This window comes from Nitrincola alkalilacustris, assembly GCF_008973755.1.
GTDB classification, from domain to species: Bacteria; Pseudomonadota; Gammaproteobacteria; order Pseudomonadales; family Balneatricaceae; genus Nitrincola; species Nitrincola alkalilacustris.
Map to the genome: position 1 here is coordinate 245,096 of NZ_WBOM01000002.1, position 14,046 is coordinate 259,141.

The 14,046-nt window shown below is 53.3% G+C and carries 9 protein-coding genes; 3 read left to right on the forward strand and 6 right to left on the reverse strand.

Annotated features, from left to right (window positions below; translation table 11 throughout):
* Complete coding sequence (gene aceE, locus F7R27_RS03965) at positions 1-2,685, forward strand: pyruvate dehydrogenase (acetyl-transferring), homodimeric type (protein WP_151702921.1); 2,685 nt, start codon at positions 1-3, stop codon at positions 2,683-2,685.
* 76 nt (positions 2,686-2,761) lie between these two features.
* Here the strand turns inward: aceE and F7R27_RS03970 are convergent, their stop codons facing one another.
* Together F7R27_RS03970 and F7R27_RS03975 are read right to left on the reverse strand one after the other, a co-directional pair.
* Positions 2,762-4,738 (reverse strand): polysaccharide biosynthesis protein, encoded by a 1,977-nt coding sequence (locus F7R27_RS03970; RefSeq protein WP_206060368.1) that lies wholly within the window; start codon positions 4,736-4,738, stop codon positions 2,762-2,764.
* A gap of 194 nt (positions 4,739-4,932) precedes the next feature.
* Entirely contained in the window at positions 4,933-5,841 is a 909-nt protein-coding gene (locus F7R27_RS03975; RefSeq protein WP_168927418.1) for an SPOR domain-containing protein, read from the reverse strand.
* A 337-nt stretch (positions 5,842-6,178) separates the two neighbouring features.
* Here F7R27_RS03975 and F7R27_RS03980 point away from each other — a divergent pair, with 337 nt between their 5' ends.
* Both F7R27_RS03980 and F7R27_RS03985 read left to right on the forward strand, forming a co-directional pair.
* Positions 6,179-8,695 carry an EAL domain-containing protein gene (locus F7R27_RS03980; protein WP_151702923.1) on the forward strand — a complete coding sequence of 839 codons (2,517 nt, stop codon included), beginning with the start codon at positions 6,179-6,181 and terminating at the stop codon, positions 8,693-8,695.
* Between the two features lie 105 nt (positions 8,696-8,800).
* A complete protein-coding gene (locus tag F7R27_RS03985) occupies positions 8,801-10,924 on the forward strand; it encodes a GGDEF domain-containing protein (protein WP_151702924.1) in 2,124 nt (707 codons plus the stop codon).
* Between the two features lie 67 nt (positions 10,925-10,991).
* Here the strand turns inward: F7R27_RS03985 and F7R27_RS03990 are convergent, their stop codons facing one another.
* The 4 genes from F7R27_RS03990 to F7R27_RS04005 form a co-directional block, all read right to left on the reverse strand.
* Positions 10,992-11,762 carry a MetQ/NlpA family ABC transporter substrate-binding protein gene (locus tag F7R27_RS03990; protein ID WP_151702925.1) on the reverse strand — a complete coding sequence of 257 codons (771 nt, stop codon included), beginning with the start codon at positions 11,760-11,762 and terminating at the stop codon, positions 10,992-10,994.
* Positions 11,763-11,819: 57 nt separating this feature from the next.
* Positions 11,820-12,485, reverse strand: coding sequence for a methionine ABC transporter permease (locus F7R27_RS03995; protein WP_151702926.1), 666 nt, complete (start codon positions 12,483-12,485; stop codon positions 11,820-11,822).
* On the reverse strand, positions 12,482-13,492 hold the full coding sequence (locus F7R27_RS04000; protein WP_151702927.1) for a methionine ABC transporter ATP-binding protein: 1,011 nt from the start codon (positions 13,490-13,492) through the stop codon (positions 12,482-12,484). The genes F7R27_RS03995 and F7R27_RS04000 overlap by 4 nt, the downstream gene beginning before the upstream one ends.
* A 162-nt stretch (positions 13,493-13,654) precedes the next feature.
* Positions 13,655-13,987, reverse strand: a complete 333-nt coding sequence (locus F7R27_RS04005) for a hypothetical protein (protein ID WP_151702928.1) — start codon at positions 13,985-13,987, stop codon at positions 13,655-13,657.
* Positions 13,988-14,046 lie beyond the last annotated feature (59 nt).

The following is a 14,046-nucleotide window of genomic DNA, read 5'->3' on the forward strand; positions in this document are numbered from 1 at the left end:
ATGCATGCGATACACCCGACAACCCCTGGCATCCATGATGAAGAGAAGGCGCTGGAGAATCAGGAGTGGCTGGAAGCCCTGAATAATCTGCTGGATTATCAGGGCGACGAGCGAGCCAGAGAGATGCTGCGCCTGCTGCAGAATCACCTGCTGTCGCGTCGGGTGTTTCTGCCGGAAGCCACGCTGAATACCCCCTACCGCAATACTATCGAGGTGGCGGATCAGCCCCGCTATCCCGGCAATCCCGAGCTGGAGCAGCGGATCGAGAACATCATCCGCTGGAACGCCTTTGCCATGGTTGTGCGAGCCAATGATAATGGCAGCGGAGTCGGTGGACACATTGCCACCTACCAGTCCGCGGCGACCATGCTGGAGGTGGGGTTCAACCACTTCTTCCGTGCCCGCAGTGCTGATTATGGTGGTGACCAACTGCTGGTGCAGGCACATGCCGCACCGGGCCTCTATGCACGTGCCTTTGTTGAGGGGCGCCTGAGCGAAACCCAGTTGATCAATTTCCGGCGTGAGCTGCAACCGGGTGGTGGCCTCTGCTCCTATCCCCACCCGCGGCGCATGCCGGAGTTCTGGCAAGGGCCGACGGCCAGCATGGGATTATCCACACCCTCTGCGATCTATCAGGCACGCTACATGAAGTATCTGGAAAATCGTGGCCTGAAGTCGGCCAACGGTGGCAAGATCTGGTGCTTTATCGGCGATGGCGAGTCAGATGAGCCGGAAGTACTGGGTAGTATCAACATGGCCTCGCGCGAGAATCTGGATAATCTGGTGATGGTGATCAACTGTAACCTGCAGCGTCTGGATGGCCCGGTACGCGGCAATGGCAAGATCATGCAGGAGCTGGAGCGCAGCTATCGCGGTGCCGGCTGGAATGTGATCAAGGTGATCTGGGGCAGTGAGTGGGATGCCTTGTTTGCGCGTGATCATCACGGCGTGTTGCAGGATCGCATGGACCGCGCGGTGGATGGCGACTATCAGTTCTATACCGTATCTGACGGGCCGACGGTGCGCGAGCACTGGACCGAGGGTAACCCCGAACTGACCGATCTGATGAAAACCCTCAGCGATGAGCAGATCCGCTGCATCCGCCGTGGCGGGCAGGATCGCAGCAAGATCTTTGCAGCATTCGACAAGGCAGCCAGAAACACAGGTCGACCAACCGTGATTCTGATGAAAACGGTCAAGGGCGATGGCATGGGTGCTTCGGCCGAAGGGCAGAACACTTCACACCAGAAGAAGCAGTTCACGGCCGAGGAACGGATCGCCATCGGGCGTCGCTTTGCTATCCCACTGAGCGATGAGCAACTGGCTGAAGCAGCTTTCTATACGCCGGAGGTGGCAAGTCCCGAAGCACAGTATCTGCATCAGCGCCGCGAGCAGCTGGGTGGTTATCTGCCGGCACGAAGTGAGCAATCGCCTGTGCTGACAGCTCCAGAGCTGGCGCTGTTTAAGGATGCACTGACTGGCAGCAAGCGCGAACTGTCCACCACCATGGCGTTTGTGCGCATGTTGTCGCAACTGATCAAAGTGCCTGAGTTGGGGCGTTTTATCGTGCCGATCGTGCCGGATGAGGCGCGTACCTTCGGTATGGAATCGCTCTTTACCCCTTTTGGTATCTACTCCAGCGAGGGGCAGAAATACAAGCCGGTGGATGCCACCAGCCTGCTCTCCTACAAGGAGGCAAAAGATGGCCAGCTGTTGCAGGAGGGGATATGTGAAACCGGAGCGATGGCGTCCTTCATGGCGGCGGGCACCGCCTATGCCAACTTCGGTGTGCCGACCATCCCCTTTTACACCTTCTACTCCATCTTTGGTTTCCAGCGGGTGGGTGACATGATCTGGGCCTGTGCCGACAGTCTGGCCCGCGGTTTCCTGATGGGAGGCACAGCCGGGCGCACCACGCTCAATGGCGAGGGGCTGCAGCATCAGGATGGGCATTCGCATGTGCTGGCGTCAACCGTTCCGAACCTGCTCAGTTATGATCCGGCCTTTGCCTATGAGCTGGCGGTGATTATCCGTGACGGCATAGATCGCATGTATCATCGGGGCGAGAAGATCTTTTATTACATCACCCTGTATAACGAAAACTACCTGATGCCGGCCATGCCGGATGATACGAAGCGTGTGGAAGAGGGGATACTGAATGGCCTCTACCGCTTCCAGCGCAGCGAGCAGGCAGGGCATAAGGTGCATCTGCTGGGCAGTGGCAGTCTGATGCAGGAGGTGTTGAAAGCCGCGCAACTACTGGAAGATCAGGGTTGCAGTTGCGATATCTGGAGCGTTACCAGCTACAACCAGTTACTGCGAGACGCTCAGGCGGCAGAGCGCACCAGACTCTTCAACCCGGAGGGCGAACATCTGAGCTATGTCGAGCGAGCCATGGCTAGTGAGCAGGGCGTGTTTGTTGCTGTCAGTGACTATATGAAATCCCTGCCGGGCAGTATTGCCCGCTGGTTTCCCGGTCGCTTTACGGCTCTCGGCACGGACGGCTTCGGCCTCAGCGAAAGTCGTGCGGATCTGCGTGATCATTTCGAGGTGGATGCGCGCTATATCGCCTGGGCTGCAATGGTTCATCTGTACCGGGATGGGCGAATCGACTCAGAGAGGTTAAATGATGCCAGAACGAAACTCTCCATTCCGTTGGACAAGCCAGATGCTGCTCTGCTCTGAAGAATAGATGTGGAAAAAGGGGTCAGGTACATTTACGGCCCACCGTAAAAAAGGTCAGTGGGGTCAGAGTCAGATCTCAATGCAAGCGGTCACCACTGAGGGCAGGCTCACTGACTGTCGGTTTGAGCCAGTCGACTACCGGGGTGTTGGGAGTGTAGCCGGGTACTGCCTGAATCAGGAGCGCCCGGGCCTCTTCTGGAAGCTGTTTGTCGACGGCCTGCTGCAGTGCCTGAAGGTGTTCGTATAGTGCGCTGTGGCTGAGGGCATCCTCGCTGGCGCGCATGATCCGGGGGTGTTCTGTGCCCACTATTTCGCCGGAAATCAGCAGCTCCTCGAAGAGTTTCTCGCCGGGTCTGAGGCCGGTGTAGGCGATCTCTATGCCTCCATCATGCTGATCATCACTGACTTGTAAACCGGCCAGATAAACCATTTTGCGTGCCAGGTCGATGATTTTGACCGGTTCGCCCATATCCAGCACGAATACATCGCCACCCTGCGCCATCGAGCCTGCCTGAATCACCAATTGAGCAGCTTCAGTTATTGTCATAAAGTAGCGGGTAATCTCGGGGTGGGTGACCGTAATCGGCCCGCCATTCGCTATCTGCTGCCTGAACAGGGGAACAACCGAGCCGGATGAGCCAAGCACATTTCCGAAGCGAACGATCGAGAAAACGGTCTTGATCTGTTTATGAGTTGTAAGGTCCTGAAGTATCAGCTCGGCCATGCGCTTTGTGGCGCCCATCAGGTTGGTAGGCCTGACGGCTTTGTCTGTCGAGATCAGGATGAATCGTTCCACCCCTGCAGCGGCTGCAGCCTCGGCAACCGAGCGGGTACCAAACACATTGTTCTGGATCCCCTCGATGATGTTCTGTTCAACCATTGGTACATGTTTATAGGCTGCCGCATGGTAGAGCGTATCCACCTGATAGCGTTGCAGGACACCTTCCAGGCGGGTGGTGTTCAACACAGAGCCCATGCAGGGAATCAGCTCGATATCGACACTGAGTTTAAGTTGGATGGCCCTCAATTCCTGATCGATTTTGTACAGCGCGTACTCATTCAGTTCATACATGATGATGGCAGTGGGCTGGCGCATGATGATCTGACGGCACAGCTCAGAACCGATTGAACCACCGGCCCCGGTCACCATGACTACCTTGTTTTTCAGACTGCGATCAAGCAGAGAATCGCTGGCAGGAACCGGGTCTCTGCCCAGCAGATCATCCACATCCACCTCACGGAGTTGATCAACTCTGGCTCCCCCCGAGACGATCTCTGGCATCGAGGGAATGGTCAGAACATGAACTGACAGCCCGTTAAGCTGATCAAGCGCCTGTTTGCGCTGAGCGCGTGATGCTGAGGGAAGTGCCATTAAGATGCGTGTGACACCGAAGTGAGAGACCAGACTGGCGATCTCTCGTGGCGGGTACACCTTGATGCCGATGACCGAGCTGCCCCACAGGGCCGGATCGTCATCAAGAAATGAGACGGGTTGGTACTCGCCGCCATTGCTCAGGGCAATAGCCAACTGAACCCCGGCTCCGCCGGCACCATAGATGATGACCGGCTCCTTGTCGACATGACGCTTCAGCAACCAGTGATAGTAGCTCCTGACCAGTAGTCGTGTACCACCGACATAGATCAGAGCAGCCATGGCAAAAGTGAATGCAACCGATACTGGCAGACCAGTGTTGGCTGGCAACAGTGCCAGTACCAGCAGACAGAGTGTCAGCAGGCCTACACCTTTCACAACGGCGATGATCGCCTGCAGACCCATGAAGCGCACAATAGCGCGATACAGGCCCAGTCGACCGAAAATATAGATGCCCAGCAAGGTGGTCAGAAAAAACAGCCAGCCGAAATCCTGTAGCAATGCCTTGGGCCAGACTTGGTTGGCCTGCAAGGCAAAAGCGGTCCAGAGCGCCAGCGGAATGATCAGCAGATCGGACAGAATCATCAACATCCGCTTGTGGGAGCGGCTTAACAGTATGATTTTACGATGAACCGGTAGTTCGCCCAGTTCGGAAAGCTGCTTTAATGGCTCTGATTGCATCAAAACTCCCTGAGATCAGCCAATACTATTGCCTGATATAGCAATTCAAAAGCGACCCTGAAAGGATGAGCTGAATAAAAGATGAACAGATTTTGATCCGGTATAGTACTGTATATGCGTCTTTATCGCCACGATTTATAAGAAAAGGGGTCAGGTACATTTGCCTTTGGTAAATGTACCTGACCCCTTTTCTTTTACAGCCTTCCGACAAAGCAGTCCTTGCCCTGTGATTTCAAACGTTCGCACTCTATGTTGGCTGAGCGGCTATCATCGAAGGGGCCGAGTTGCAGGCGGTATACCTGACGGCCGTTATTACGGGTAGAAAGGTTGATGAACGGGGTGATGCCGGCAGGAAGCTGATCGCCATAACGCTGCAGCCACTGGTCTCTGGCTGTGCTGGCCGAAGTCTCATCCATCAATGCGGCAACCTGAACATAATGCCCCGTGCCAGGCATTAGAGTGCTATCTTGTGCATTGTTTTTGCTGTCGCTGGATATCTCGATGGCTGCGTTGTTAGGCGGCTCCGTAGCGACCGCTACTAATCTGGGTGCGGGTTGTGCACCAGCAGTATCTGGATCTTCTGTTTCCTCATGGATCAGCAAAGTTCTGCTCAGTTGCAGTGCTTCATGTTGCTGCTGTGGTGTCAGTAACCTGGCCATTTCATCCCTTATGGTCAGCGCTTCAGGCAGGGCCTGCTCCGCAGCCAGCAGCAACCAGGCAAAGGCGCGCAGGGGGTCCAGCTCTGGCACTGCATTCTGATGCTCGAGAAGGGCAAGCAGATACTGAGCACGTGCATCACCTTGTTGCGCCGCCTTGTACCACCAGTCGTAAGTCGATTGAGTACGTGGCGAGTCATCGAATGCCACGTAATAGAGTGTACCCAAGTGCAGTTGTGCGCCGAGATGCCCCGATTCCGCTGCTGCCAGCAGGTATTGTTCTGCCTGTGCCGGGTCCGGTTTGCTGGCATAGGAAAAGTGATGACCCAGACGAAAAGCTGCAACAGTATCGCCTGATTCAGCCTGAGCGATCCAGCTAGACAGTTGCTCATCAGACACGCCTGACTGATCAGTCTGTATCTGAGCGTGACTGCTCGCGCTCGACATGAGCAGAATCAGCAGCAGGATTAATCGTTGGCAAAGGGTCATTCAGTACCTCTGAAATAATGGACTTTCAACTGAATTCAAATACTTGGTCATAGCTGATCGAAGCAGGTTGGATCACCTGCAGTGATTTACCCGACTGATCAAATAGGTTAGATTGCCTGTTGTTGTCAGCTTACAGCAGGAGCTGAACCTTGAGTATCTCCAGTGTGATCAAGTTGGTTAATTACTATATCAACAAACTGGATAATCCTGTACTGCGATTCATGGGCCTGGCATGTGTTCGACGTATCGAAGCATAAGGGTATGACCTGTTGATCTCTTTCTTTAAGTGACTCAAATGCGGATTACGCTCTATTTAGCCACTCTTCTGATTTTGCTACTGGCCATGTTGCTCAGCATCACTGGGTATTTGATACCGGGGGAAAGTATCAGTGGTCAGATAGTTCCCTTGTGGGTACCACTGGGTATCGGTTTGACGGCAGTACTGCATTATGGCAGATCCTTGTTGCCGAGTCGGAAAAAGAGAAAAACTGATAAGCGCTTACGATTGGCATTGCAGCTCAGTGCAGTACTGCTCAGCGTGGTTGGCCTGAATCAGCTGTACATGAAGCATCTGGATGAGCAGGTCGGCAGAGCGTTTCAACAGGATGTCAGGGTGCTGGATGCACAGATTCAGGCGATCGTGCAGCAGAATCTGGCGGAACTGGCCAGTCTTGAACAACTGGTCATGCCGGGTCGACTGGTTGATCCAGTTGCATTCAGGCAGGCGGTGCTGAACCTTCAGGCCAGTAATCCCTCTGTACTGGCCTATTCCTGGGATCCTGTCGTGCTGCGTGCCGAGCTGGAGATCTTTGAGCGCAGAACACGTCGAATTCTGAATGATCCAGACTATGCGGTTTATGGAGAGTCGATTGAGCCGGATGACCCGATCATTCCCGTGCAATTTGTAGAGCCGCTGGAGCACAATCGCCCGGCGTTGGGGTTTAATCTGCTGTCGATTGAGGATCGGCGCAACTGGGTCATGCTGGCTCAGTCTCTGGGGCGGCCGGTAGTGACCCAGATTCTGAATCTGACACAGGCGCCTGATGAACCTGGTTTGCTGATTCTGCATCCGGTTTATACTCTGCTTGAGCCGAACCATCTGCTGATGGGCAACAAGCAACTCTCCGGCTATATGGTTGGGGTTTTCACTGTGCAACGTATGTTTGATGCTGCACTGATGCGTGCCGGAATACAGAATATCGAATTCAGTCTGTATGAGCAGAATATGCCAGATCCTTTTTTCCAGACTCTCAGTGATGTGGCGCAGCAGGAGATCAGTTACGAAGCATTTTTTGATGTGGAGTTTGCTCAGCAGAGGTGGCGTATTCGTGCCGTTGCCGGTCCCGAGTATCGGGCACAGCATCCGGTCAGCAGTGCACAGCTGATGCAGACACTGCTGGTACTGGTAGGTTGTCTCGGTGGGCTACTGATTCTGGGAATGCATGACCGTGAACGCTTGCTGCTGGAGCAGGTCAACCGGCAAACCCGCAATTTGGCCTATCAGGCAAGGCATGATGACCTAACCGGGCTACCCAACCGATTGAGACTGACTGAGCGAGTTCAGGAGCGGTTTACTGTCGAAAGCAGTGAACCGTTCAGTGTCCTTTTCATCGATCTTGACCGATTCAAATTGATCAATGATAGCCTCGGGCATCAGGTGGGTGATCAACTGCTCAAACAGATGTCAGCCCACTTGCAACTCAAGTTGGTCGAGGGTAGTGAGCTGTTCAGAACCGGAGGTGATGAGTTTATCTTGCTGGTCAGTGGTGAGCGTGAACATGTCCATATGGAAGCAGAAAGATTTATCTATCTTTGCTCTTTGCCGCTGCAGGTGGAGCAGCACCATCTGCAGGTCACTGCGAGCATCGGTATCAGCCACTACCCGGAGCATGGTCAGGATCTGGATACTTTGATTAAACATGCTGATACCGCGATGTATCGCGCCAAGGCAAGGGGCAAAAATTGCTTCGAAGTCTATAATCCGGTATTGACCGATGCGGCTGTTGAGGCGTTTCAACTCGAGCAGGACTTGCGTGTAGCGCTTCATGAAAAGCAACTGCTGTTGCACTTTCAACCGCAATACTCCCTGCAGGATAGGTCGATCTGTGGCTTCGAGGCTCTGGTGCGCTGGCAGCACCCTGTGAAGGGTTTGCTTCCACCTGGCCAGTTTATTCCGCTGGCGGAAGAGACCAATCTGATCGTGCAGCTCGGCTGGCAGGTGATCGAGATGGCATGTGAGCAGATTCTGACCTGGCAGAAGGAGGGGATGGTAGTACCTCCTGTTGCGGTCAATATTTCGCCTCCACAACTGCTGGAGATGGACTTCATTCAGCATATCAACCGAATTGTTGATCGCTATCAAGTGCCCCGGGGGCTGTTGGAGCTGGAGATTACCGAGAGCCTGATTCTGCAGGATCCTGACATGTCGATCGATCTGCTGGGTCAGCTGAGACAGGCGGGTTATCGGTTGGCACTGGATGATTTCGGCACCGGCTACTCTTCATTAAGCCGACTGAAGCAGCTCCCGCTGGATCGTTTGAAAATTGATTACAGCTTTACGCGGGATATTGGCAAGAACCCCAAGGATGAGGCGGTAATTCTGACAGTAATTGCCTTGGGCCATAGCTTACAGATTGAAGTGCTGGCAGAAGGTGTAGAAACACAGGAGCAATACGAGTTTCTTAAACTGAAAGGCTGTAACAGTGTGCAGGGTTTCCTGCTCGGACGGCCGGTGTCGGCAGATCAATGCTGGCAATCAACGCGCGAAGTCATACACAAAGTTGATCTGAAGAAAGACAGTATCTCTTCTTGATACTTTATTTGCTCTTGGCAATATTAACTTACTAATTTTGCTATGCTGTAATCTTGGATATCAGTTCTGAGGCTGTCGCATGATGGGTCTGTTCGGGAGAGTGAAATGCTATTGAACTACCTGCGACCTGTGCTCATTCTGGCCTTGTTCCTCTGCTGTGCGAGCGCAACAGCTGCTTCTCGTATGTCTCTGGATCAGGGGTGGGAATATCGCTGGGGTGACTCACCTTTTGTTGATGGTGTGCCGCAATGGGTGTTGGCTGATGAGCCAGAGCATTGGCATGACATTGCGTTTCCTTCCAATCCTCCGGGGCGTCATTTACAGCAGAATGTCTGGTATCGGGTGGCGCTACCCCAGAGTAATTGGGTTGATCCGGTTTTGTATGTCACGAGTATCGATCTGATTGCAGAGGTGTATCTCGGAGCGAACAAAATCTACCATTACGGCGAGTTTGATGCTCAGGGCAAGGGCGATTTCATCGGCTGGCCCTGGCATATGATTGAGCTGAGCCCGGAGAATTTGGGCCAAACGCTCTATTTCCGGGTCTATTCCGACTACACCGACATCGGCCTCTGGGGTGAGGTGATGCTGATGGAACGACCGGATCTGCTGCTGATGGTTATCAGCAATTCGGTTGTGGATCTGGCGATAGCGGCTTTCTGTATCTTCATCGCTTTGTTGGCACTGGCGTTTGTGCCGATGCGACCGGGTAGCCGACACTTCGTGTATCTGGCGCTGTTTTCATTGGCGATTGCAGGCAAGTTGCTGGGCGAAAATGCCGCTGTTCAACTGGTGCTGGACGCCCCTCTGTTCCGAGTCTATCTGACGGCTGCATCCTACTTCTCGATGCCGATCTTTATCGCTTTCCTGTTAGGGCAGTGGTTGGGTAAAGAGGGGAGTCGGCTGATCAATCGCATCGGTCATCTTCATCTTGCCTATCTGCTTGTTGCACTGGGCTTATCGTTGATCGGGGTTATTCATCTGTCAATCACCTATCCGATCTTTGATGCACTCTTTACACTGACGCTGGTCGTGTTGTTGGTGTTGACCCTGCGTGATCTGAAACAGCTGAATGCTGATCAACGCCTGATTGTGACTGCTTTCAGTATCTTTGCGCTTTTTCTCCTGGTCGATATGGCAGTTGCACATGGCTTCCTGCCCTGGACACGTGTTCCGCTCTCGCTTGGTGGCTTGATCTTTATTTTAGCGCTGGTACTGATCTCCCTGCGTGAATATGGACAGACACAGAAAGCGGTGCGCCTTATGAATGCGACACTGGAGACGCGGGTCGCCGAGCGCACAGCAGCCATTCAGACCTATGCACAGATTGAACGTGAGCGCACTCAGCAGGCGGAGAGAAATCATCTGCTGAGTCTGAGGCTCGATGAGCTGGTCAATCAACTGCAGCAGTTGGATAGTCTCAATGAGGCCGGAGTTTTGCTGGCTCAGCGACTGCCTGAGGTGTTTGAGCCGACGCTGCTCAAGGTCAAGCTTCTGAGTCAGGAGGAGCGCTACGCTGAGGAGGAGTTAAGCGAGTGTGAGGTGTTCATAATAGTCCATCAGGTGCAGAGTGATCATCCGTTTGCCAAGGTATATCTGGATCTGACCTCACTGGCATCTGATGATGCAAGAGCGATGACCAGAGCCTTTCTGGTTCGTATGAGTGAACGGATCGGTGTGACCCTGACTGGCATCAATCTGCGTGAAAGCCTTCAGCAGATGTCCTATGAAGATGCGCTGACGGGGTTGAAGAATCGGCGTTTTCTGGACGACTCTCTCAAACGTGAGATAGCGCTGGCCAAGCGGCAGCAGAGCGCTTTGTCGATACTGATCTGCGATATAGATTTTTTCAAGCAGTTCAACGACCGTTTTGGTCATCAGGCTGGGGACATGGCATTGCGTGCGGTCGCGTCAGTGATGCTGGAACAGTTCCGGGAAACAGATGTCTGCTGCCGTTTTGGTGGTGAAGAGTTTGTTGTTGTCATGCCGGGTATTGCATCTGATAGCGCATTACAGCGTGCGCAGGACCTGTTGCGCAAAGTGTCTGAGCGAGAGTTGGTGTATCAGGGGCAGCATCTGGGGCATATCACAGTATCGATAGGTATTGCGACCTGGCCGAATGGTAGCTCCACACCGTACCAGTTGATGGACGATGCGGATCGGGCCCTATACCGTGCTAAGCAGAATGGGCGTAACAGGGTGGAGGTTCAGCAGATTGAGCATGCTTAGGCCAGCAGTCAGGTTGAAAGTTGAGGGGGGCTGATTCCTTCCCCCCTCAGTTTTATGGTTGTCTGAGTCAGAATGCCGGTACAACTGCACCCGTGTATTTATCCAGAATAAAAGCACGCACCTCGTCGGTTTTCAGGGCATCAACCAGAACTTTCAGCGCACTGTTCCCGGTATTGTCGGCATGTGTAACCAGAATATTTACATAAGGTGATTCGCTGCCCTCGATGAACAGAGCATCTTCGCTCGGAGACAGGCCTGCCTCCAATGCATAGTTGGTGTTGATCAGTGCCAGGTCCACCTGATTCAGCACGCGCGGCAGGGTGGCTGCTTCTATCTCACGAATGCGCAGCTTTAATGGGTTGTCAGCGATATCGCGTGGTGTTGCGGTGATACCTGCTTCAGGTTTAAGTGTGATCAGTCCTGCACTTTGAAGCAGCAGCAGGGCGCGACCGCCATTGGTGGCATCATTGGGGATGGCAATCTGAGCACGTTCCGGCAGGTTTTCCAGTGTTGAGTGCTTACTGGAGTAGGCGCCGAAGGGTTCAACGTGAACACCTGCCACGTTGATCAGAGCAGTGCCGCGTGTGGCGTTGAAGTTATCCAGATAGGGTTGATGCTGGAAGAAGTTGGCATCCAGGCGCTTTTCGGACACCTGTACATTGGGCTGAACATAGTCTGTAAACACGCTGATCTTCAGCTCCACGCCCTGTTCGGCCAGTTGAGGCTTAACAAACTCAAGAATTTCGGCATGGGGTACAGCCGTCGCGGCCACGCTGATTGATTCTGCCTGTACAGTAAAAGCAGCCAGAGCAGCAAAGGCAGCAAACAATTTTTTCATGGTATATCTCCGTCAATAACAATATCTGTGTAAGAACATCAGTGCAAAAATCTGCATTCACTTGCGTGAATAATGAACAACCAGTCGATCGCCGAGGCTTTGCAGGATCTGAACCAGTATCAGTAGCAGCACGACTGTGACGATCATCACGTCGGTCTGAAAACGTTGGTAACCATAGCGTATGGCCAGATCACCCAGACCGCCGGCACCCACTACTCCAGCCATTGCGGTATAGGAGACAAGAGTGATGGCCGTGACTGTCGTGGCTGCAATGATGCCGGGACGTGCTTCAGGCAGCAGAGCATTGGTGATGATCTGGCGTGTGCTGGCTCCCATCGCCTGTGTCGCCTCGATAATACCGCGGTCCACTTCGCGTAGAGCTGTTTCCACCAGCCGGGCGAAGAAAGGGGTGGCACCTGCCACCAGAGGTGGTATCGCACCGGCAACACCCAGAGAGGTGCCGGTTATCAACAGCGTCATGGGAATCATCACGATCAGCAGGATAATGAATGGCAGGGAGCGAAGGATATTTACGCAGAATGACAGTAGAGCATAAACGCCCTTTTGCTCGAACATCTGCTTTGGACCTGTCAGGAACAGCACAATACCTAAAGGCAAGCCCAACAGGATGGTGAACAGCATAGAGCCGCCCAGCATCATCAGGGTGTCCAGTGTCGCCATCCAGATATCGTACCAGTCTACATTGCTGAAAAACTGCATCATGCTCGGATCACCTCAACCGTTACCTGTGCCGCTTTGAGTTGTTCAATTGCCACATCGGCATCACCACCCACCAACGACAAGGTCAGTTGGCCGTAGGGTGTATCTCGTATATGGTCGATGCGACCGGACAGAATGCTGTAGTCAACACCCGACTGCCTTGCCACCTGGCCGAGCAGCGGCGCATAGGTGGCCTCGCCCTTGAAGGTCAGCCGTACGATACGCCCCTGTACCTGCGCAAAATCTCTGGATAGCTCCTGCTCATCCACATGCTCGGCCTCATATACAAAGCGGCGTGTGGTGGGGTGTTTAGGGTGCAGGAACAGATCCGAGACCTGCCCTTGCTCGACAATGTGTCCGGCATCCATCACGGCGACCTGATCGCAGACGCGGCGGATCACATCCATCTCATGCGTGATCAATACAATGGTCAGGTTAAGTTCACGGTTCAGCTCATTCAGCAGTTGCAGTACCTGTGCTGTGGTTTGAGGGTCCAGAGCGCTGGTGGCCTCGTCGCAGAGCAGAATTCTGGGATTGGTGGCCAGAGCACGTGCTATCCCGACGCGCTGCTTCTGTCCACCGGAAAGCTGTGCCGGATATTTCTGGGCATGGCTACTGAGCCCGACACGATGGAGCAGCATCGCAACACGCTCACTGATCTGAGTTGTTGAGTAGCTGCCTGCCAGCTTGAGCGGCATGGCCACATTGTCTGCAACTGTTTTGGAGGAGAGCAGATTAAAGTGCTGGAAAATCATCCCCAGGCGTTGGCGAAATTGTCGCAGCGCCCTGGCATCCATGGCGGTGACATCCTCGTTATCAACCAGAATGCGGCCTGCGGAAGGGGCTTCAAGGCGATTGATAAGACGCAGTAGAGTACTCTTACCGGCACCGGAATGGCCGATAAGACCGAAGATCTGCCCCTGTGGTATATACAGGTTGCAGGGCTCCAGTGCCGTAATCTCGCGTCCACCGACCTGGTAGGTCTTGTGTACACGTTCAAATTGGATCACAGAGAGTTAACCTTGTGGGTTGTAATGCTTTTAAGGAATATATGATGTGTTTTTTATGCAATTATATAGTAATAAATGGTGCGACTGCACCATAAATCAGGAGGTGCTAAACAATAATTTTTGCAGGTTATGATGAAATATGTTCATGTTAGTTCAGAGGGCTCAGGGTTTTAGCTGAATTCTTGGACGTGTCTGGTTATCCCCGAGCAAAGCACAAAACTCCTGCCGGCTGCCATCTCCATAGCTGACTACAACATTAAATCCCATGCCTGGGTTGTGGTTCAGTGCCAGCGTGCGGCTTGTACCCGGCGCGATACGAAATGAGCGAATGCTCGATTGGGTATCTGCACTTCCAAATTCGAGGTGTAGCGAATCGATCATCAACTCACTGGCATTGTAAAAAGTCACTTCCAGCCCCAGAACGGGTGAACTCATTCGACCTGCTATGCTACCCAGCAGCAGTGCAGCCAGTACACTGAAGAAGAGCTTCTTCATAAACTTCCTCTATCAAATTTATAGTTATATACATATTCAAAATTGGAATATGTGTGTTA